17 protein-coding genes and 1 pseudogene are annotated in these 21,281 nt (G+C 41.5%); 10 read left to right on the top strand and 8 right to left on the bottom strand.

All coding sequences use genetic code 11. The features are described from left to right. The first annotated feature begins 210 nt into the window (after positions 1-210). From QUB80_RS27225 to folE, 5 genes are all read left to right on the top strand, one after another. Positions 211-906: an aldehyde oxygenase (deformylating) gene (locus QUB80_RS27225; RefSeq protein WP_289792605.1), complete on the top strand. Its 696-nt coding sequence runs from the start codon at positions 211-213 to the stop codon at positions 904-906. Positions 907-1,114: 208 nt separating this feature from the next. Then, positions 1,115-2,134 carry a long-chain acyl-[acyl-carrier-protein] reductase gene (locus QUB80_RS27220; protein WP_289792604.1) on the top strand — a complete coding sequence of 340 codons (1,020 nt, stop codon included), beginning with the start codon at positions 1,115-1,117 and terminating at the stop codon, positions 2,132-2,134. A gap of 103 nt (positions 2,135-2,237) precedes the next feature. After that, positions 2,238-3,218, top strand: coding sequence for an acetyl-CoA carboxylase carboxyltransferase subunit alpha (locus tag QUB80_RS27215; protein WP_289792603.1), 981 nt, complete (start codon positions 2,238-2,240; stop codon positions 3,216-3,218). Between the two features lie 376 nt (positions 3,219-3,594). Further along, positions 3,595-4,320: an SDR family oxidoreductase gene (locus tag QUB80_RS27210; protein ID WP_289792602.1), complete on the top strand. Its 726-nt coding sequence runs from the start codon at positions 3,595-3,597 to the stop codon at positions 4,318-4,320. 42 nt (positions 4,321-4,362) lie between these two features. Next, positions 4,363-5,073 (top strand): GTP cyclohydrolase I FolE, encoded by a 711-nt coding sequence (gene folE / locus QUB80_RS27205; RefSeq protein WP_289792601.1) that lies wholly within the window; start codon positions 4,363-4,365, stop codon positions 5,071-5,073. A gap of 61 nt (positions 5,074-5,134) precedes the next feature. On the opposite strand, the gene QUB80_RS27200 is transcribed toward folE, so the two are convergent. After that, on the bottom strand, positions 5,135-5,767 hold the full coding sequence (locus QUB80_RS27200) for a phosphoribosylanthranilate isomerase (protein WP_289792600.1): 633 nt from the start codon (positions 5,765-5,767) through the stop codon (positions 5,135-5,137). A gap of 89 nt (positions 5,768-5,856) precedes the next feature. Here QUB80_RS27200 and psaK point away from each other — a divergent pair, with 89 nt between their 5' ends. Together psaK and QUB80_RS27190 are read left to right on the top strand one after the other, a co-directional pair. Continuing rightward, on the top strand, positions 5,857-6,108 hold the full coding sequence (gene psaK / locus QUB80_RS27195; protein ID WP_289792775.1) for a photosystem I reaction center subunit PsaK: 252 nt from the start codon (positions 5,857-5,859) through the stop codon (positions 6,106-6,108). A gap of 199 nt (positions 6,109-6,307) precedes the next feature. Next, positions 6,308-6,592, top strand: a complete 285-nt coding sequence (locus QUB80_RS27190; RefSeq protein WP_289792599.1) for a photosystem I reaction center subunit PsaK — start codon at positions 6,308-6,310, stop codon at positions 6,590-6,592. 38 nt (positions 6,593-6,630) lie between these two features. On the opposite strand, the gene QUB80_RS27185 is transcribed toward QUB80_RS27190, so the two are convergent. The 5 genes and pseudogenes from QUB80_RS27185 to QUB80_RS27165 form a co-directional block, all read right to left on the bottom strand. Then, positions 6,631-8,730, bottom strand: a complete 2,100-nt coding sequence (locus QUB80_RS27185; RefSeq protein ID WP_289792598.1) for a cation:proton antiporter domain-containing protein — start codon at positions 8,728-8,730, stop codon at positions 6,631-6,633. A 197-nt stretch (positions 8,731-8,927) separates the two neighbouring features. Further along, positions 8,928-11,285, bottom strand: a complete 2,358-nt coding sequence (locus QUB80_RS27180) for an alpha-glucosidase (RefSeq protein WP_289792597.1) — start codon at positions 11,283-11,285, stop codon at positions 8,928-8,930. A gap of 565 nt (positions 11,286-11,850) precedes the next feature. Beyond that, positions 11,851-12,210 (bottom strand): hypothetical protein, encoded by a 360-nt coding sequence (locus tag QUB80_RS27175; RefSeq protein ID WP_289792596.1) that lies wholly within the window; start codon positions 12,208-12,210, stop codon positions 11,851-11,853. Between the two features lie 324 nt (positions 12,211-12,534). Then, entirely contained in the window at positions 12,535-12,963 is a 429-nt protein-coding gene (gene ccmS / locus QUB80_RS27170; protein WP_289792595.1) for a beta-carboxysome assembly chaperone CcmS, read from the bottom strand. A gap of 161 nt (positions 12,964-13,124) precedes the next feature. Beyond that, positions 13,125-14,931: pseudogene (locus QUB80_RS27165) on the bottom strand (ABC transporter ATP-binding protein). A gap of 104 nt (positions 14,932-15,035) precedes the next feature. On the opposite strand from QUB80_RS27165, the gene QUB80_RS27160 reads away from it, so the two are divergent. The 3 genes from QUB80_RS27160 to QUB80_RS27150 all read left to right on the top strand — a co-directional run bounded on the left by QUB80_RS27160 (position 15,036) and on the right by QUB80_RS27150 (position 18,640). Then, entirely contained in the window at positions 15,036-15,878 is an 843-nt protein-coding gene (locus QUB80_RS27160; RefSeq protein ID WP_289792594.1) for a prohibitin family protein, read from the top strand. Between the two features lie 77 nt (positions 15,879-15,955). Continuing rightward, positions 15,956-16,372, top strand: a complete 417-nt coding sequence (locus QUB80_RS27155) for a DUF1824 family protein (RefSeq protein ID WP_289792593.1) — start codon at positions 15,956-15,958, stop codon at positions 16,370-16,372. Positions 16,373-16,708: 336 nt separating this feature from the next. Next, positions 16,709-18,640, top strand: coding sequence for an ABC transporter ATP-binding protein (locus QUB80_RS27150; protein ID WP_289792592.1), 1,932 nt, complete (start codon positions 16,709-16,711; stop codon positions 18,638-18,640). Positions 18,641-18,659: 19 nt separating this feature from the next. On the opposite strand, the gene QUB80_RS27145 is transcribed toward QUB80_RS27150, so the two are convergent. After that, positions 18,660-20,012, bottom strand: coding sequence for a selenium-binding family protein (locus tag QUB80_RS27145; protein WP_289792591.1), 1,353 nt, complete (start codon positions 20,010-20,012; stop codon positions 18,660-18,662). A 122-nt stretch (positions 20,013-20,134) separates the two neighbouring features. Then, on the bottom strand, positions 20,135-21,259 hold the full coding sequence (locus tag QUB80_RS27140) for an aminotransferase class V-fold PLP-dependent enzyme (RefSeq protein ID WP_289792590.1): 1,125 nt from the start codon (positions 21,257-21,259) through the stop codon (positions 20,135-20,137). Positions 21,260-21,281 lie beyond the last annotated feature (22 nt).

Raw genomic sequence — 21,281 nt, 5'->3', positions numbered from 1 at the left:
CTGGAAGGGTACGTATTATTTGATTACTTCATGCTCCTTGCCCTGTAGCAAATAAGCGTGCAGGTGTTGACGAGTCTCCATAACTCGTTCATTAACCCTCTCCTACTGGCTTCTATAGATTTTAACTTAGGGATGATTATTGCCCTGCATACATAGGGTTAAATACAAATTTGGGATCTAATACTCTACACATTCAGGAGTGAAAATAAAATGCAGCAGCTAGCAGAGCAATTTGAAATTGATTTCCACAGTGAGACTTACAAAGATGCCTACAGCCGGATTAACGCAATTGTGATTGAAGGGGAGCAAGAAGCCCATGAAAATTATCTCAAACTAGCTGAACTGCTGCCAGAACATCAAGATGAACTAATTCGTCTTTCCAAGATGGAAAGTCGCCACAAAAAAGGATTTGAAGCGTGCGGGCGTAATCTCCAGGTGACACCAGATATGGAATTTGCCAAGCAGTTTTTTGCCGATCTACACCAAAATTTCCGTGATGCAGCTGCAGAAGGTAAGATTGTCACTTGCTTGCTAATTCAGTCTTTAATTATTGAATGTTTTGCGATCGCAGCATACAACATTTATATTCCTGTTGCCGATCCGTTCGCCCGCAAAATTACTGAAGGTGTAGTGAAAGATGAATACACTCATCTCAATTTTGGTGAAGTTTGGTTACAAGAACACTTCCAAGAATCCAAAGCTGAATTGGAAGAAGCAAATCGTCAAAATTTGCCTATAGTCTGGAAAATGCTTAATAAGGTTCAAGAAGATGCCGAGACTTTAGCAATGGAAAAAGAGGCTTTGGTAGAAGACTTTATGATTCAGTACGGTGAAGCTTTAAGTAACATTGGCTTCAATACCCGTGACATCATGCGTCTTTCAGCTTACGGACTTAGAACTGTGTAATTACTGCAACAGGTAGAGCTTGCAGAGCAAAGGTAAAAGGCAGAAAACACAAAGCTTTATACATTTACCTTTTACCTTCACCTCCTAGAAGCAGCTACTCTCAGTCTGGATAATCTTACGCTTTGTGTAGTATTTTTAAGGGTTAGTTAGCATCTTTCCCAACTTCCACCACGCTTTTGGCAAAGCTCACGCCTAAATAGAATAGTTCATGTTTGGTCTCATCGGACATCTCACTAGTTTAGAACACGCGCAGTCGGTAGCCAGAGAATTAGGCTATCCAGAATATGCTGATCAAGGTTTAGATTTTTGGTGCAGTGCTCCGCCCCAAATAGTCGATCACATTACCGTTACTAGCGTCACTGGGCAAAAAATCGAAGGTAAGTATGTAGAATCTTGCTTTTTACCAGAAATGCTGGCAAATCGCCGGATCAAAACAGCGACGCGTAAAATTCTCAACGCTATGGCTCATGCTCAAAAGCACGGAATCGACATCACGGCTTTGGGCGGCTTTTCTTCGATTATTTTTGAAAATTTTAAGTTAGAGCAGTTCCGGCAAGTCCGCAACATCAAACTGGAATTTGAACGCTTCACTACAGGGAATACTCATACAGCTTATATTATCTGTAAGCAAGTTGAGGAAGCCTCAAAACAATTAGGAATTAACCTATCGCAAGCAACTGTTGCTGTTTGTGGTGCAACCGGAGATATTGGCAGTGCTGTCTGTCGTTGGTTGGATGCGAGAACCGATGTTAAAGATCTATTATTGATCGCTCGTAACGAGGAACGACTCATAAATTTACAAGCAGAACTTGGGCGTGGGAAAATCCTGGCTTTGGAAGAAGCTCTACCCCTGGCTGATATTGTAGTTTGGGTTGCTAGTATGCCTAAAGGTGTAGAAATTGACCCCAACTCATTAAAGCAACCTTGTTTGCTAATTGATGGAGGCTACCCGAAAAATCTGGCTACTAAACTTCAGCATCCTGGTGTTTATGTCCTCAATGGTGGGATTGTAGAACATTCTCTTGATATTGACTGGAAAATTATGCAAATTGTCAATATGGATGTTCCGGCGCGTCAGTTATTTGCTTGTTTTGCAGAATCAATGCTATTGGAGTTTGAGAAGTTGTATACGAACTTCTCTTGGGGACGCAATCAGATTACTGTAGAGAAGATGGATCATATAGGTCAGGTGTCGGTAAAACACGGCTTTAGACCGCTGCTAGTTTAGAAATTTTGTTAGTAGATAGTAGTTAGTAGATTATTTACGATTAACCACTATCCACTATCCATTCCCCACTCTCGAACACTCAACTCCTATACAAGTCAGTAAAATGGCAACTACTGAGCGTAAACCACTACTATTGGATTTTGAAAAGCCACTGGCAGAACTTGCAAACCGGATTGATCAAATCCGTAAACTTGCAGAAGAAAATGGCGTCGATGTTTCTAGTCAAATTCGTCAATTGGAAGCACGTGCCATGCAACTGCGTGAGGAAATTTTTACTAGTCTATCTCCGTCTCAACGACTGCAAGTCGCTCGTCATCCCCGCCGTCCAAGTACTCTAGATTACATTCAAACTATCACTGATGAATGGTTTGAGCTGCATGGCGATCGCAATGGTTCTGACGATCCGGCTTTGATTGGTGGTGTGGCTCGCTTGGCAGGACAACCTGTGGTCATGTTGGGACATCAAAAGGGGCGCGACACAAAAGATAATATTGCCCGTAACTTTGGGATGGCGACTCCTGGTGGTTATCGCAAGGCAATGCGGTTAATGGAACACGCCAATAAGTTCGGGATGCCTATTTTGACTTTTATTGACACACCTGGAGCTTTACCCACAGTAGTCGCTGAAAGACAAGGCGCAGGAGAAGCGATCGCCTACAATCTGCGCGAGATGTTTTGCTTAGATGTACCAATTATTTGCACAGTGATTGGTGAAGGCGGATCTGGGGGAGCCTTAGGTATTGGAGTCGGCGATCGCGTTTTGATGTTTGAACACTCCGTTTATACCGTCATTACTCCGGAAGCTTGTGCAGCTATTTTGTGGAAGGACGCTAGCAAAGCTCCGCAAGCAGCAGCAGTCTTGAAAATGACTTCCTATGATTTGAAAAACTTAGGCATTATCGATCAGATATTGTCTGAACCTATTGGTGGTGCTCATTCCGAACCACTCAAAGCTGCTCAAGCTCTCAAAAGTGCTTTGTTAGACAACTTGGAGGAACTAGGGCGCTTAACTCCTACAGAACGTCGCCAACTCCGGTACGAGAAATTCCGCAAAATGGGTGTTTTTACTGAAGTTGCTCACTGATAGCATTCAAAACTATTGATTAGCATATTAGCAATGCTATAATTGCCTGTGGCACTGTAAAGATTTTTAACAATCTTTAAGAGTCATAGGCGTTTGCAATTTTTGCAAATCGACTCAAATTAACGAGTGATTTGTAATGTATTTATGAGAAAACCACGGGCGCAACCTTGCTTCCAAGACATACATTCTTATATGAGTCTTGGAAAAGCTTAATTAGTTGTATCCTATAGTATTCCCACCTTGGCTATGGAGTTTAGCACTTGTCCAAGCAAATTAATCTAATTTTAAGGTTTGCTTAATCTAGAGCAGCAAATCGAGAAGTTTGAGTATAAAGCTATGGCGATGCAGTTTCGTCTGCCAAAAATTGGAAAAGAGCATGAGTTTTGAGCAAAAACAACGCGCCCTAATAACAGGGGCAAGTAGTGGGATTGGCAAAGCAACTGCTTTGGCTTTTGCTAAAGCAGGGGTAGATGTAGCTCTAATTGGTCGTTCTGTTGACAAGTTAGAAGCAACAGCACAAGCAGCTAGGCACGCAGGAGTAAAAGCGAAAGCTTATTCTTTGGATCTAGCTTGTGTATCCCAAATTCAAGAAAAAATACAAAATATCAACCGTGACTTTGGGGATATAGATATTTTGGTAAACAACGCCGGTATAGGTTACACCGCAAGCTTAAGTGAAACTTCCTTATCTGATTGGCAGCAGGTGATGGATTTAAATCTTACCAGTGTGTTTCAGTGTATTATGGGAGTTCTGCCGGGAATGCGCGATCGCAACAGAGGTACGATCATTAACGTTGCGTCAATAGCAGGCAAACAAGCTTTTCCTGGATGGGGAGCCTACTGTGTTAGTAAAGCTGGTTTAATTGCTCTTTCTCAAACCTTGGCACAAGAAGAACGTCCCCACGGCATCCGCGTTACTACTGTTTGTCCTGGTGCTGTCAATACCGAACTTTGGGATCAAGAAACTGTAAACGTCAACTTTGACCGCTCAAAAATGTTAACTCCAGAAATAGTCGCTCAATCGATTGTATATGCTGCATTGCTACCACAGCAGGCAGTAATTGATGAGTTAACAGTAATGCCCAGTGCCGGCACTCTTTAAACGCCCAGTCATCGACTTTAAAACCTATTCAAGACTTATACCATGACTATAGCTCGTTCCAACGGTTCCAATCGCTTTCAATCTCCATTGATTCCCGACTTAACCGATGCCATAACTACCAGACCAGATCGCAACACTCACGATGGGCATCCAGCAGAATTACATCCCTCTGTGGAGGAGGAACCAATCGAGGAGATGATAGATGCCGTCAGGAAGCTACTGGTGGGTGTAGGAGAAGATCCGGAACGCGAGGGACTCTTGAAAACCCCTAAGCGAGTGGCAGAGGCACTGCGGTTTCTAACCAGTGGCTATAACCAGTCTTTGGAAGAACTTGTCAATGGTGCTATTTTTGATGAAGGACACAACGAGATGGTGCTCGTTCGAGATATCAACGTCTTCAGTTTGTGCGAACACCATATGTTACCGTTTATGGGCAAAGCTCATGTTGCTTATATTCCCAACCAAAAAGTGGTAGGATTAAGTAAACTGGCTCGAATTGTGGAAATGTACTCTCGTCGCTTACAAGTGCAAGAGAGATTAACTCGGCAAATAGCTGAAGCCATTCAGGAAATTTTAGAACCACAAGGCGTTGCAGTTGTGATGGAAGCCACCCATATGTGCATGGTGATGCGCGGTGTACAAAAACCCGGTTCCTGGACTGTTACCAGTGCTATGGTGGGTGTTTTTCAAGAAGAGCAAAAAACCCGCGAAGAATTCTTCAACTTAATTCGTCATCAAGCAGCAATATTTTAGGGACTAGGGATTAGGGACTAGGGACTAGTAATCAAGTATTTAGTCAAGGTTGTATATTATTCTAGCCTCTAGCCCCTAGCCTCTCAAACAACCTAGCCACCTTATCTAAATCTTTGTCTCCAGGGGTATGTTCTACACCACTAGATAAATCAATGCCACCGGGATGAACTTGCTTGAGGGCTTCTAAAACATTATCGGGCGTTAGTCCCCCAGCTAAAAACCAAGGACAACTGGGGTTAAATTGCTGTAACATTTGCCAATCTAAAGTTTTACCTGTGCCACCTAGTTGCTGGGGATGATAAGCATCAAGTAGTAGTGTATCTACACAAGCACTATAGATAATTGCTTTGTCAAAATCTCTGGCATTACGTATCCTGATAGCTTTAATAATTTCTACATCGGGCAAATTTTCACGTAACTTTTGGCAAAATTCTGGTGATTCGTCTGCGTGCAATTGAACACCAGTTAGCCCAGAATTGGTGACTATCTGTGTAATTTCCTCAAGACTAGTATTAGCAAATACACCAATTTTGTCAATTGTGTCGGGTAAAAGTGCCACTACTGCTTGAATTTGTTCTAATTGTACGTAGCGGAGTGAGGTAGCAACACAGATAAATCCTAAAGCCGTTGCGCCAAAAGAAGCGATCGCTTTACCTTGTTCCGGTTTTGTAATGCCGCAAATCTTAACCCGCATAAAATAAAAATTTCAGAGTTTCTGTGTCGCTGGCAATTCTATAATTTTTGTGGTCTATGTCAATATTTTTTTGAGGAGATACGAGTTTGATTTCTTCAATTTTACTAGCAGCCCAACCCACTGTTCCTGCTACACCAGCGTGGAATCCCACAGTGGGAATCATTATCAGTGTTAGCTGTATAGTAGCAGTTTTACTGACTACCAGAATTGAGCGCCCTCAAGTTGGCCCTAAATTACCTGGGCTGCCTTTGAGTGTTCCTGCATTCATTGCGGCAATGGCTTTCGGTCATTTAATTGGCGTTGGTATTGTTTTAGGGCTGACTAATATCGGTAGTATTTAGTTTTGAGTAGAGACGTTTAATCTAACGCTCTGATTCAAGTATTTCTCCTGCCATCCTCCTAACCACGGGAAGAGTTTTAACCTACCTGTAGAAGGAGGATGCAGTTGCTAAATCAGATAGAGCATAGACGTGGTTATAAAAAGGTGATCGCGTCGCATTTTTATAGCTAACTCAATTGATGTATGCAGGAGAAGTAAACATGATTTCAGCAATTCTATTTGCAGTTCAATCTACTGTTCCCTACACTGGCATGGGATGGAGCTTGGCGCAGCCAGTAATTATCATTGGTGCTTGTCTATTATGTCTTTTTATCATTCCCCGTGTGGTTTGGTATCCTCATGTAGGGCCGAAAATGCCTTTACCCTTCCCATCAGTGTTCAATAATCCCAGCGTCGCTACATTTCTGGCTGCAATGGCTGCCGGTCATTTAATTGGTGTTGGTGCCTACTTAGGATTAACCAATGTTGGCTATTTAGCAAGTTAATAACCAGCATATAATATAACTTACATTCCCAAGGCACATCATGATGCTGGTGTGCCTGATCGTTCTGGAAAATGTACGATTGTGATCGAAGTTTCTGGATGATTGCGAGCGATCGCTTCCGGTTCTTTTCCCAAGGCTGGTTGACCGAAGCGATGAGTACTTTCAAGCAAAACCAATAAATCATTGGCTTTGAGTAATTCTGAGATTTTCCTGACTGAATTTCCTCGCACTTTTTGGATAGAAATTTCAGTGTCGGCTACCAATGATTCTAAATTGGGTAAATATTCTTTTGGTTCGGCAAATACCTGTAAAACTTCTAAGGGAGCCTTGAGTGCTTCTGAAAGGATTTTAGCCAAGCTTAGAGTTTGGCGGAGCGTAGAAGCAGAAACTCTGTGGTCAGTGATAGCTAACAATACTCTTTGGGTATTCTCAATTGGCTGGGCAAAGCGAGTGATAAGTACGGGTGCTGTTGAACGCCGGACAATGTTATCGATTACACCACCGAAGAAGTTTTCTCGATATGTAGAGTAACCCTTCCAACCACAAATTACTAAACTAGCATCTCTTTCTTGGGCTGCTCGCAAAATGCCTAAATCAATAGAATCATCAATCCTGCCGATAGGTTCAACACGAGTAACAGCAGCGTGGGCAAGAGTTTCAGCAGTGTCTAACAGCCGTTTTTGTTGCGTCTTTGCTGTTATACCTACAGAGCCATGTTTATCTGAAATAATAACGTGTAGTGGTAATAAAGTGCCGTTGCCTTGTTTAGTGAGGATAATAGCCAAATTGAGGAGGTTATCTTCTGTACTGGGGTTAGCAACAGGAACTAAAACACGATTTGCCAAATTACTGAACGCTGCCGAATGTTCCAAGTCTTCTGTTTTAGAACTTGCAGCATGGGCAGGCTCCTGCTGAATTCTTCCTCCCCAACGCTCCACAATCCACGGGGAAGCAATACAGCTTACCAGTATCATCGCGATAATTCCATTGACAGTTAATTCATCAACTAGCTTGATGTTAAAGGCAACTGTAATGGCTGCTAGTGTGGAAGCGGCTTGGGCAACAGAAAGCCCAAACATCACCATCGTGCTGGGGATTTTCCAATTAAATACCTTGGCTGTACCCCAAGCTGCTAAAAATTTGCTAGCGAATTCTGCCCCAATCATCACAACAGCAACTAAGATACCACGGGCATCTTGGATGAGGATAAGAGGGTTTACCAACATTCCCACAGAAATGAGGAAAATAGGCACAAACAACGTATTGCCAATGAACTGAATTCGATTCATCAACGGACTCATCTGGGGAATGAGTTGAGTAATCGCTACTCCGGCTAAGAATGCTCCAACAATTGGCTCAATTTCAATTAACTTGGCAAGATAAGAGACAATAAATAGAGCCGCTAATACAAACAAAAATTCTGCCCCCTCATCATGTCCGAAGCGACGAAAAAACCAACGACCTAAATTTGGCACTCCCCAGAGAGTAGCAAAGGTATAGATTGCTAGAGATGGAATCAAAAATAGCCAGAAGTTGAGTGTGAGATTACCTTGGTTGGCTTTGACAACAATTGCTAGCACCAACAGTGCTAGCACATTCGTAATCAGGGTTCCTCCTAAAGTGGCGGTGACAACCTGATTACGCATAATCCCAAGCTTAGACAGAACAGGTAAAGCCAACAGCGTATGGGAAGCAAAACAAGACGCTACCAACACCGAGGCTAAAAAGCTATATCCTAGAGGCAACATTGCTGCTGTGCCTATAACCATTGGAATCAAAAACGTTGCCATTCCAAAGGTTAAGGCTTTATTGGCGTTGCGTTTAAGATCATCTAAACTGGTTTCTAAGCCCCCAAGAAACATCAAAAACAGCAACCCTACCGTGCCAAGCAACTCAATTGTTTTGTCTCGTTCTAGCAAACCCAAACCATGAGGCCCGACAAGTATCCCTGCTAAAATTAAGCCGATAATTCCTGGCAACTTGAAGCGCTCAAATAGTAGAGGCGTGACAAGCATAATTGCCAGAATAATTAGGAAAATGGCAACTGGATCGGTGATAGGTTGAAATATCTGTGCAAAAACTAACTGCTGAGTTAGTATAATTTCTCGGAAATTCAAAAGCTGTAGTTCAATGTTCACAATGGCTACTTTTGAGAAGACTGTTAATTATAGGCAGACGGCAGAAGGGAAAGAAAAAGCTTTTATGAAAGCCTTCAAGTTCCACCTCAAATAAGGATTTGAGAGTCTAACCTGCAAAACTTCTATCACCGTATAATAAAGAGTTAGTTTAAAATTCTTCTTAATTACCTTCTGCCTCCTGCATACGTACTTCTGCCTTAATTTAGTAAACCCTTCTCCTTCAACGCTTCCAAAACTACCTGAGCATCAGGTGAACCCTGACGGTAGAATACAGGCGGCTGCCCAACAGGAGCATCTATCTGCTGATACATGCCTTGAGCTGCATTACCGTAAGTATTGCCACTCCACAGGTGAACCCATTTACCAATGGGCAAATAAACATTAACACTAGTCGCGCCCGGCTTTAAAACTGGTGCAATTAAAAACTCACTTCCCAGTAAAAACTTATCTTCGATTTTGTAAGTATTGGGGTCATCGGGATAGTGTAAAAATAGATGGCGAACGAGCGGATATCCTGTTGTTGCTGCTTCTGCCATTAATTTTTTCCTATATCCAGCAAACGCCGCATAAATTTTTGCCCAATAACTGAAAGTTGCTAGTGTTTCATCATTAGTATAAAACTGAACGTTGGCATCGGGCTGATTACCTTCGTGAGTACGAAATATTGGACTAAAGGCGTTCATCTCCATCCATCGGAAGAGGAGTTCCTGAGAACGTTTGAAACCTATGCCAAAAGCGAGCAAAATTGGATAGGCAATACTGGTGTAGCCACCAATATCACTGTGGTTAATGCTAAACCCGGATATCCCACCACTAATTAATCCTTTCAGGGCGCTAGGCATACCGTCGTTTTCTTTCCAGGTGACATTTTGATCGCCCAACCACATAGCTGTACTAAAAAGAGGAGTTTTGAGGTAACCGGCGCGATTGAAAAACCATGCCTCGCCTTCTTTACCAGCTTCTGCGATCGCCTCTCGATTTACTTGCGCCCAGTCAACTACATACTGATTGTGGTAGCTAAGTCCTGATTCTTGAGAATAAAATTTACCGTCAAATTGTGCTGCTTCGGCGAAGTCTGCCATCCAAAATTTTGCACCGTTGCCTAGTATCTCTTCCTTAATCAGGCTTTTAAACCATTCACGGGCATTAGGGTTACTTAAGTCAACAAGAGCAGCAGCAAAATCAGTATTATCCACAAGATAAATCTCTCCAGCTTCATCCTTAACCAAAAAATCTTGTTCTTCTGCTTCTTGGTAAAGGTTACGTCTACCTTGAATTTGTTCGGAAGGAGGATTGACTAAAAAAGGGTTGATATACACACCGACTCTAATTCCTTCCTGCGCTAAATCGGCTACCAATTCTTTCCAGTGAGGATAAGTATTTTCATCTAACTGCCAATTCCACCACAGTTGTTTGCCAACCGCAGTTTTGCGTTGCCCTACCCAATCTTGCAACCAAAAACCAGCAATAGGAGTGTTGAGAGCGCGTAGCTTTTCCCAGACAGATCGCACTAACCGAGAACCACCCTGCATCCCAACAATGGCACCATAGTTCACCCAGTCGGGAAGAGGGGGCATCCTTCCCGTGTGCGCACTATACAGTTCTATCAACTCTAATGGAGTCTCACCAGCAAGAATTCGCCCCTGCATCCGGTTGGAAAAAATTCTGACGCTGGCTGTTTCTTTCTCTCGTAAATCGAATACAGAGGGTTCGGTATTCATCAGAAACAGCGATCGCATTTTGCTGGTAATAAAATGAGGTGCTGGAGCGTAGCTAGAGAACATTGTACCTGCCACCCCCAGCAAATTCAGGGTTTTGGGGCCGGGATCTCCACGACCGATTCCCCCTTCTTCGGTCACAATTCGCACTTCATAACCTTTGCAATCAATTCGAGAAAATTGCTCGCCGAAGCCGTAAAAGTGTTCGTCAGCCGATGTAGCAAATCGCAATTGAGCCAGATTTATGTCATCGCCAATGATATGCAGGTAAAAATCGAGTTGATTGGAGGCAGAAGTACGGAAGTAAAGTGCGTACTGAGCGCTCTCACCTTGAGAACGTGATTCCTGGAGACGACCAAAAATTACCAGAAAATCTCCTGCTTCCTCAATCCGATCTACTGTTTGATTGGGAAATTGGGACTTTCTATTTTCATCAATCTCTACCGAACCCCGTTCCTCAATAATTTCTAGGTATACTTTTGCCCCAGCGATAAAGTTCTGACCAGCAGGTGTGTGCCATACTATCTTTGATGGATTGTCTGCATGATTGATGTACAGGTACGGCTTTTGTGTATCAGCACCCTGCCAATTGATCGTAAATTCCCCTAACTGATAAGTTTGGCTGGGGACAACTGTGGCGATCGCACCAAAATCGATAACTTTTGGACGAAAAATGATCCGAAAAGGTTGACTCAGCACTCGCAGGAGCCGCCTTACTACCCAACCAGAAGAACGCACTCTACACTTTGGTTGTTTTACCTGTTTTTGAAGTTGCTGTAGCTGTTTAAAAGTTACCGCTTCTGGGGTATTTTCCTGGTAGTGCTGGGGAGAGGGCATATTCTTTTTTCCTATATTGATGAAATTACTTACAATGGTGTTGTTTATGTGTATTTAAATTAACTTTATCTATCATCTCAAGAAAATTTATAGTTTTTGTTACACATCGAAAAGTTTTTTCATTAATGTAACAAAACAATTAAGTACGTTAGGATGATCCGTAACGCACGCTAATACACATAGGTAATTTCAATCGATAAAGAAATAATTCCCGACTGGCTTGAAAAAGGGTGTGGGGGTGTGAGGGTGTAGGGGTGTAGGAAGAGTCAAATTTTCATGACGAGCATTGTGGGCTATTTGCCCGTGGGAGTCTAACTTGAAAAAAGGTGTAGGGGAAATACCTTATTTCATGCTTACTCTCGTTAACAGGTTCAAATACGCGAGGCAGTAGCAGAGTATGAAGAATTGCTTAGTTAGGAGCATGGCGATCTGTGACTTGCACCATAAAATGTCAAATCACATAGTTTAATCAGTCTAAATTGAAGCAATAATTGCATTTTTTATAGAATTAATATAAGCATCTATTTGCTGGATTGCTTGCACGTTGCTACTCGTACCAATATCCTTAATACCATGCGCCAACCACTTTGCCAACTCCTGCTGCACCAATACCTGATACGAGTATGATTGCACCAGCGATTGCCGTAGGAGTAAATAGGGTTAAAGCCGCACCTGTCACTATTGCAGCCAATCCTGCTCCGCTAGAGGCTAGCTTAGTGATGTCTCCTCCTGTCTGAGTGTTATTCATTGCTTTTTGATACCTCACTTTTGCAGCCTCAAGCCCTCCGATAACCAGTTTTGCTTCTTCGACTGTCATATTGATTCCATTCCATGCCACCGGGGTAATATCTGGTCGATCTCCAACGCCTACCCGATGTTGCTCAACCATTTGGTTAACAAGTTCAATCACATCTTTGAGGGTCATGCCCATTTCCTCGTTTATTGCTTAGATCTAGTCTTCCCTGAAATTCTGGTACATAACTCAATCTAAGCTGGTAAACTTTGTTTATTGCGAACCTCGTCATTTCAAGTCCGTTTAGGGACTTGCAAATAAAAAATATCCAAAAATTTCTTGTGGTGCGGCGTGATCGCCCGCTAATCACCAAGAAAGGGCAGGATGCCCATCCCACAAGATGAGATAATTCATTTTCTGGTGTTCCCTTAAATTCATCATCATAAAAATCTCTCCGCGTCTTTGTGTCACCGTGTCCCCACGTCAACCTTAACGAGAAGTTCTGAGTTCTGATTTTTAGCCTTGCAGCTGTTCGCTCAGACGTTGCTCCAACATTTCTAATAAGCTATCAACATCCTTGCCAACTTGTTCAAAACAAATTGGCGGTGCTGGTTGTGGTTCAAAATGAATTAACTTAATTTGGTCTTTTGCAATAGCAATCATGACAACTTCCACTTCAGGTTGGTAATGCGCCACAATTCCCAAAATTTCCTGAAGTCTATTCTCAACTTTTAGATTTAAGTTCTCTACTGCTTCTTGAGGACAGTAAACAAAATGCGGCTTTGGTTGCAAGTCAATGCCGATAGTAACTTTGCTGTCACTATTTTCTAACCACAAGCCCCAAGCTAGTGCCGCCAGTTCTTGCTGATGGGTTTTGATAAATTGATCGAGTTGGCGACGCCACTTATTCTCTGGTGATTCCGGTTGGGTAGTACCAAACATCATATTTAATTAGGGGACAGCGGATAGGGGACAGGGATAGGAGATAGGGAACAGGTTAGTTCTATTTTTATGTAACCTGTAAGCTATAGCCTTTTACCTATTTACCCAGTGCAGAAGAACGATTCATAGAAAATCATCTCACGCCGAGAGGCAATGTTGACAAACTACCTTAAACCAGATTGAACGCGCCATAAACTAGCATAAACTCCGTTTTGCTGTAACAGTTGCTCGTGGGTTCCAGCCTCAATGAATTTTCCGTGCTCCATCACATAGATCCGATCGCTATTACGAATGGTAGAAAGACGGTGAGCGATTGCGATCGTTGTTCGATTGACAGTAATGCGTTCTAGCGATCGCTGAATAGCTGCTTCTGTTTCGTTATCTACGGCTGAGGTGGCTTCGTCTAAAATTAGAATGGGCGGATTTTTGAGTACGGCACGAGCAATAGCAATTCGTTGGCGTTGTCCGCCAGATAGCTTTTGTCCTCGTTCACCCACAATTGTTTCATATCCTTGGGGCAGAGTTGTAATAAATTCATGCGCCTCTGCGATTTTGGCCGCTATAATAATTTCTCGTTCGGTAGCATCAAAGCTTCGTAGGCAATATTCTCTGCCACAGTACCATGAAATAAAAAGACATCTTGACTCACCAAACCAAGACAACGGCGTAAATCTTGCAACCTTAGCTTTTGGATATCAAAACCATCTAGAGTGATTTCTCCCGATTGCACTTCGTAAAACCGTAATAACAGTTTAACTAAAGTGCTCTTCCCAGAACCATTAGAACCGACAATAGCGATCGTTTTCCCTGCTGGAATAATTAATGACAAATTCTTGATGACCGATTGCCTACCTTGATAAGCGAAAGTAATATGTTTAAATTCCACCTCCCCACGCACTTCTTGCAAAGGTAGCGGCACATCTCCCGGATGGATAGCAATGGGAGTATCCAACAAATTCATAACTCTATTTGTGGAAGCCATTGCTCGTTGATATTGAGCAAAAGTCTCGCCTAATCTAGTTAAAAGCCAAAGTAATCGTTGAATTAAAAATACCAAAACGCTATATGCGCCTACAGAAATTGTGCCTCGAACTGCTGCCAAGCCACCATAGAATAACAATGTTGTGAATCCCACTAAAATCAGCATCCTACTTAAAGGAATATAAGCAGCAGAAAGTATAATTGCTTTGGCATTACTACGGCGATATGCTTCACTTTCTACTCCTAAACGTGAGATTTCGTAATCTTCGGCAGTGAAACTTTTAATAGTAGTAATTGCACTGAGATTGTTCGCTAGGCAAGAATTTAGTAAACCCACCTTTTCTCGAACATCAGCGTAGCGAGGCGCCAGTACATCCTGATAAGCAAATGTTCCCCAAATAATAAAAGGTATAGGTGACATTGCCATCCAAGCCACATTAGGAGCCACAATAAAGAAAGCGCCACCAATAATTACTACAGTAGTCGCAACTTGGATAATATCATTTGCTCCTCTATCTAAAAAATGCTCCAACTGGTTGATATCGTCACTGAGGATAGACATCAAGCCACCTGTGCTACATTCTTCAAAGTATGCCAGTTCCAATTCTTGTAAATGCTTGTAAGCATCCAAACGTAAATCATGCTGGATGTTTTGTGCCAAATTACGCCATAGTCTGGCGTAGGCATACTCAAAAATAGATTCTAAAATCCAAATAATGACAGTCAGAAAAGCAAGAATTAAAAATTGTCCAAAAATATCTTTGATTCCCAACTGTGCAATGATAGAATCTTGCTGCTTTACAACCACATCAACCGCAATGCCAATCAACCTTGGTGGTGCCAAATCCATCAGCTTGTTAAGCATAGAACAAGTACTGGCTTGCCAAAATTGTTTGCGATACTGCTGTCCATAATTCAGCAGACGTTGAAGAGGATGGGTTAAGCCCCTGCCTTTTTTGCCGCCTGACGAGATTTAAATACCGTAGTCACTGCCGTTTGCAATTACGTGAAATAACTGATACTACCATGTTTGCCAATGATGAAGTGTCACTATATAGCTAGAAATACTTAACAATAATTAAAGGAGATAGAATTTGAAAAATCAGCAATTTGGTAGTTGGCAAAGCTTAGTAGCAGGTGTTGCAATAGCAGTACTTGTGATATTTGCTCTCAATTCCTTTATCATTATTAATCCAGGCGAGGCGGGGGTGCTAAGTATTTTGGGTAAAGCAAGAGATGGAGCTTTACTAGAGGGTATTCATATCAAACCACCTTTGATCTCTAGAGTAGATGTATATGATGTAACGGTGCAAAAATACGAAATACCTGCTCAAAGTGCTACCAAAGATTTACAAGAACTAACAGCTAAATTTGCGATCAATTTCCGCATCGATCCTCAACAAGTAGTTGAGATTAGAAGAAAACAGGGAAGTTTGGAGAATATTGTCTCCAAAATCATCGCTCCCCAAACTCAAGAATCTTTTAAAATTGCAGCCGCAAGGAGGACAGTAGAAGAAGCAATTACCAAAAGAAATGAACTAAAGGAAGATTTTGATACAGCCTTGGGACAACGCTTAGATAAATATGGGATTATTGTTCTAGATACTAGTGTGATTGACTTAACTTTCTCTCCAGAGTTTGCGAAAGCAGTTGAAGATAAACAAATTGCGGAACAAAGAGCGCAAAGAGCTGTCTACATAGCACAAGAAGCTGAACAAGAAGCACAAGCAGATATTAATCGTGCCAAGGGAAAGGCTGAAGCTCAAAGACTTTTAGCAGAAACATTAAAAGCCCAAGGAGGGCAGTTAGTTCTACAAAAGGAAGCAATTGAAGCGTGGAAAAATGGTGGTGCTCAAATGCCAAAAGTTCTTGTCATCGGTAAAGATTCTCAAAGTAGTGTGCCTTTCCTTTTTAATGTGAGCAATTTGCAGGAATAAACCTAAGTTTAATCTGAAATGTAGATTATGCCCTAATCAGCAACAAAGTACACACCTAGTAGATAATAAGCAGATTTATGTCAAGCAAAAATCAGACTAACTTCACGATCGCAGACGCTAAAAAAGTTCTTAACAAGTTTAATTGCGTAGATATTGCACCAAAAATTAAGCCGTCAGAAAAGTCTTTAATTCGTGAAGCTTTACTTTTGATTGCCAAACTTTCTGATTACCAAATTTTAGGTATTTGTGCTGATACAGAAGCAGAAGGAATGTTAGCGATGAAAACATATTCCTTGGCTTTGGGTTATGAACCACCAAGTAATTTACCTGCTATTGAGGGGCCTGTTTATATTAAATTAAACGGCAAAAATGGTGTATGTAATATCGACTCTTACTTTGGGCATCATCGTGGTGTTTTAGTATCATGTCAATCTTTTTCTCCTCATGGTATTAACGAAATGTATGGTCATTTACCACTTGATTTATTTGTATAGGTAGAGTGGATAATGGGACGTTAATGTGCCATTTACAATTAGGTGCAAAAGCACAACATTCATAGGAGAAGTTAAAATTGTAGGGTGCGTTGTCGCTTGCGTAACGCACCTTATTATATAAGTAAGCGAACATAATTAAACTGAAAATGCCAAATTATTAAACTCTATCAAGAAGGGACTTTTACCTTCTGCCTCTCCGAAGCTTTGAGCCTCCTTCGGAGGAGCAACGCTTTCGGAGGAAACCTCCACACCCTTACGGGAATTCGCTCCGCGCCTACAAACTTCTCTCTGCCCTCTGCCTTATACTTAATACAAAATTTTAAATTTGAAATTGTTATGAGTTTGATTACACTGCAATCAGTTAAAAAAGATTTTGGCATTAAAGAAATTCTTAAAGATGCAAGCTTTAGTCTAGATGCGACTGATAAAGTTGGCTTAATTGGTACTAACGGTTCTGGTAAATCAACATTATTAAAAATGATTGCTGGACTAGAACCAATTGATAGTGGGCAAATTTTTGTGAATTCTGGTGTGAAAATTATCTACTTGCCCCAACAGCCAGATTTAGATGAAAATCACACAGTTTTAGAGCAAGTTTTTGCTGATAGTGGTGAAGAAATGGCTTTGGTGCGTGAGTATGAAGAAATTTCCGAGCAACTAGCTCACGAGCCAGAAAATAATCAGTTGATGTCTCGCCTTTCGGCGGTGATGCAGCGTATGGATGCAAATGGAGCTTGGGAACTAGAAACCAATGCTAAAATCATCCTCTCAAAATTAGGAATTACAGATTTTAATGCTCGCATCGGAACTTTGTCTGGAGGTTACCGCAAGCGTATCGCCTTAGCCACAGCTTTGCTATCAGAACCAGATTTATTACTGATGGATGAGCCAACAAACCATTTAGATGCAAATTCTGTCGAGTGGTTGCAAAGTTATTTAAATCGTTATCGCGGTGCATTGCTTTTGATTACTCACGATCGCTATTTTTTAGATCGTGTCACCAACCGCATTATTGAAATTGATCGAGGCGATATTTACACCTACTCTGGGAATTATTCATACTATCTAGAAAAGAAAGCCGAAGCCGAAGAATCCGCTCTGAGCAGTCAGCGTAAATTTCAGGGAGTATTGCGGCGCGAATTGGAATGGTTGAAAAGAGGGCCAAAAGCCAGAAGTACTAAACAAAAAGCTAGAATAGATCGGATTAGTGATATGCAAGCAACTGAGTTTAAACAAGCTCAGGGAAAAGTTGATATTTCTACAGCCAGTCGTCGGATCGGCAAAAAAGTTATCGAACTGGAAAATATCTCCAAAGCCTACAATGGGCGTACCCTAATTAAAAATTTTACCTACGAATTTAACCCAGAAGACCGGATTGGAATTATCGGCGGTAACGGTGCAGGTAAGTCTACATTGATGGATATTATTACCGGGCGCGTACAGCCGGATACTGGTAATGTGGACATTGGTACTACCATTCACATTGGCTATTTTGACCAACATTCTGAAGAATTACTGACAGCCTTGAACGACAATCAGCGCGTGATTGAATACATTAAAGAAGAAGGTGAATACGTTCAAGTTGCTGATGGCACTAAAATTACTGCATCCCAAATGTTAGAACGATTTTTGTTTCCTGGGAATCAGCAATATGCTCCCATTCATAAACTTTCTGGAGGAGAAAAACGACGCTTATTTTTATTGCGCGTTTTGATGGGTGCGCCGAATGTTTTGATATTAGATGAACCGACGAATGATTTGGATGTACAAACGTTAGCAATTTTGGAAGAATATTTAGAAGATTTTAGTGGCTGTGTAATTGTTGTTTCCCACGATCGCTATTTTCTCGATCGGACAGTAGATACTATATTTGCTCTCGAAGAAGAAGGAAAGATTCGACAGTATCCTGGTAATTATTCAGTTTATCTAGATTACAAAAAAGCTGAAGAAGAAAAGCAGCAAGCAACTAACAATACTAAGGAAAAGCCGAAAAATCTAGAGGCAGAAAAAGTAAATTCTCAGCCCCAACAACCAGAACAAAAAAAACGGCGCAGGCTCTCAACTTGGGAAAGGCGGGAATTTGAAGAACTTGAAGGTAAAATTGCCCAATTAGAAGCCGAGAAAACAGAAACAGAAAAAGCGCTCTCCAAAGTGCCACCAGGAAATTACACCCAAGTACAAAAACTCTACGAAGAGGTGGAAACATTGAAGCAGGCAATAGATGTGGCGACAGAGCGCTGGTTAGAATTAGCTGAAATGGAGTCTTAGAGAATATCAACAGTATCAATTATACCCAAATATCAGAGGTGCAATCGCCTCCTGGATAACGTATTTCGTGCGCACGAGCAGAGCCGGCTGGTTCTTTACCAAAATCAACGTAGAAATCCTGGTTAATTTTCATACCGCCATTTTCGGTATCGCAGTCAATTTGCAACAAATAGGAACCTGTCTTGGATAAATCTGGGTAAAACTGATTGTCCCAACTACTAAATAGAGAATTTGTGACATAAAGCCGCTTACCATCCAAACTTAGTTGTAGCATCTGCGGGCCACCAGCCAATTTATGAGCTTGAACTTCGCTGCCATTACCAAGCAAACCACCGCACCAAACCTGTCCCGTGAGTTGGGGTTGGGAAGGGTTGCTGATGTCATACTGACGAATATCGCCGTGCAACCAGTTGGAGAAGTAAACAAAGCGATCGTCCATTGAAATTAGGATATCAGTAATTAAAGATGGCACAGGGATTGGCCAACCTTCCACTTCTTGTGATGGCACATCAATAACTTTTTCTAGTTGCCAATTTCCATTGGATTTGTACCAATGCCAAACATTACTGCTGAGTGCAGCACCAACAAAACCATGCGTACTCTCAGGGTTATGATGAAAACGCACTTCTAAGGGGATAATTCCTTCTTCACCTAAATCAAAACTTTCAATAATTTCGTGTTTTGACCAATCCCAGAAATGTAAATGATGCCCGTATTTTGCGGCTGCTACGTCATTGAGATCAAAACCAGGATAAAAAGTTTTTGGCGCACCCCATTCACTACTCACCATGACGTTATGTCGCGGTTGATACCAGAAGTCGTAGTTGAACTGCATGGCTTCGGCTTGACGTTCCCAGCGCCCAACAATATCAAAATTCTCATCCAGCAACAAAAAGCCACCGGGGCCATTGCCTTCGCCATCACCTAACATAGAAATCATCATGTGGCTATCGGCTAGGCAGTGGACTGTATGGGGGGCTGTTAAATTGGTTTTTGCTTTGATTTCTTCTGGTTCAATGATTTTATAAAGTTTAGGAGTACGAGCATCTGCCGTATCAACAATATAAACTCGGCTAGAACGCAGTCCGGGAATAACTAAAAAGCGTCGGGATTTACTGCTATCATCATGACACGAGCTACAAGCATTCCAGCCAAAATGATGTAATTCATCGCCAAGATAGGGCATAGGCAGACGATGAATGATTTGGGAGTAAGTCGGAGAATTGGGATCGACATCTACAGTGGCAAGATAATCTGGTGCTTCGATACCTGTACCCGTATATAAGGCGATCGCATAAAGAATCTTTTCGCGTTCTGCTTTGATTGCCGCTTCTGGAGAAGCGTAACCAGGCCCGCAACAAGTATGAGTCATATTTTACACCTCAGATGAATTCTTAGAAATCATATGCAGACTATTCTTATTTTCACCGATGCATACACTGAAAGTATAATCAAAGCTTTGTCTACTAATTAAATATTTTCTAGATATATTTTTTAATCTTCTTCTTGCATCAAATCAATGACTTTATCTATTTCTTCCTCGTCATTGTATATGTGAGGAGAAAAACGCAAACCATAGTTAACTCTAGTATCAATACAAATATTTTCTTTTTTGAATTTTTCATAAGCTTTTTGAGGATGATTAAATTGAATAACCACCGTTCCTCCACGTTGCGAAGCTTCAGTAGGCGTCAGCACAGTTAACCTTTTCGTTCGAGCAGCCTGAACTATACGTTCTGTCAATACTAAATTGTGAAAGCGAATTTTATCTACACCAATGCTGTTAATTTCATCAATACCTACCTTAGCAATAATAAAAGGGAGAACAGAGGGAGTTCCGCCCCAAAAACGTTTAGCGTTATTAGCATATTGAAAATTATGAATATTAAACTCCCAGGGATTTTCATGAGAAAACCAACCCACATCAACTGGAGCAAAGCTTAAAACACTTTCCGAGTTCGCCCAAAGAAATGCAGCACCTGGGCCTCCACATAACCATTTAATAGACGAGCCTATCACAAAATCAGCATTCCATGCACCGACATCAATCGGTATCACACCAACAGATTGGGCAATATCAACTACTGTAAAGATGCCTTGCTCTTTAGCATATTGAATAATTTCTTTGACTGGATTTAAGAGGCTGTTACCGTAATTAACATGAGTAATAAACGCAAGTTGAGTATCTTTTGTAAGATGCTGTTTCCATATATCTATAAATAATTGATTATCCTTGATTGGTAAGAATTTAATTTGGTAGCCGCTTCTCTCCATTTGAGACAAAGCAAATCCCATCGATGGAAAATCATTTTCTGCAAGAAGAATTTTAGTTCTGTCTTTACGTAGTGGAAGCGAATGTAGAATTTTGCAAATAGCAGAAGACACATTAGTTTGAGGACAAACTTCTTGAGAATCACTATGAATTAAGGTTGAGAGAGATTTGCAAAATTCATCGATTAATCTCAACCATTCCTCCCAAGCTTTACCACCTTGGAACTTCCACAAATCAAAGAAACGCTCCTGTTCTATAGCTGTTTTTTGGGGAAGACATCCTACCGAGTGGTTTAGTAAATAAATACCTTCAGGAATAAAAAAGTGCTGTTTATATCGATTCACCATTATTAATCCGATAATACGGAAT

Source organism: Chlorogloeopsis sp. ULAP01, assembly GCF_030381805.1.
GTDB lineage: Bacteria > Cyanobacteriota > Cyanobacteriia > Cyanobacteriales > Nostocaceae > Chlorogloeopsis.
Note: the sequence above shows the minus strand (reverse complement) of the source record. Positions and strands in the feature narration are given on the sequence as shown.

What these genes read in the sequence shown, in the direction of transcription:
- QUB80_RS27225 (WP_289792605.1), top strand. Translation starts at nt 211, where the DNA reads ATGCAGCAGCTAGCAGAGCAATTTGAAATTGATTTCCACAGTGAGACT.
- QUB80_RS27220 (WP_289792604.1), top strand. Translation starts at nt 1,115, where the DNA reads ATGTTTGGTCTCATCGGACATCTCACTAGTTTAGAACACGCGCAGTCG.
- QUB80_RS27215 (WP_289792603.1), top strand. Translation starts at nt 2,238, where the DNA reads ATGGCAACTACTGAGCGTAAACCACTACTATTGGATTTTGAAAAGCCA.
- QUB80_RS27210 (WP_289792602.1), top strand. Translation starts at nt 3,595, where the DNA reads ATGAGTTTTGAGCAAAAACAACGCGCCCTAATAACAGGGGCAAGTAGT.
- folE (WP_289792601.1), top strand. Translation starts at nt 4,363, where the DNA reads ATGACTATAGCTCGTTCCAACGGTTCCAATCGCTTTCAATCTCCATTG.
- QUB80_RS27200 (WP_289792600.1), bottom strand. Translation starts at nt 5,767, where the DNA reads ATGCGGGTTAAGATTTGCGGCATTACAAAACCGGAACAAGGTAAAGCG.
- QUB80_RS27190 (WP_289792599.1), top strand. Translation starts at nt 6,308, where the DNA reads ATGATTTCAGCAATTCTATTTGCAGTTCAATCTACTGTTCCCTACACT.
- QUB80_RS27180 (WP_289792597.1), bottom strand. Translation starts at nt 11,285, where the DNA reads ATGCCCTCTCCCCAGCACTACCAGGAAAATACCCCAGAAGCGGTAACT.
- QUB80_RS27175 (WP_289792596.1), bottom strand. Translation starts at nt 12,210, where the DNA reads ATGACCCTCAAAGATGTGATTGAACTTGTTAACCAAATGGTTGAGCAA.
- ccmS (WP_289792595.1), bottom strand. Translation starts at nt 12,963, where the DNA reads ATGATGTTTGGTACTACCCAACCGGAATCACCAGAGAATAAGTGGCGT.
- QUB80_RS27155 (WP_289792593.1), top strand. Translation starts at nt 15,956, where the DNA reads ATGTCAAGCAAAAATCAGACTAACTTCACGATCGCAGACGCTAAAAAA.
- QUB80_RS27150 (WP_289792592.1), top strand. Translation starts at nt 16,709, where the DNA reads ATGAGTTTGATTACACTGCAATCAGTTAAAAAAGATTTTGGCATTAAA.
- QUB80_RS27145 (WP_289792591.1), bottom strand. Translation starts at nt 20,012, where the DNA reads ATGACTCATACTTGTTGCGGGCCTGGTTACGCTTCTCCAGAAGCGGCA.
- QUB80_RS27140 (WP_289792590.1), bottom strand. Translation starts at nt 21,259, where the DNA reads ATGGTGAATCGATATAAACAGCACTTTTTTATTCCTGAAGGTATTTAT.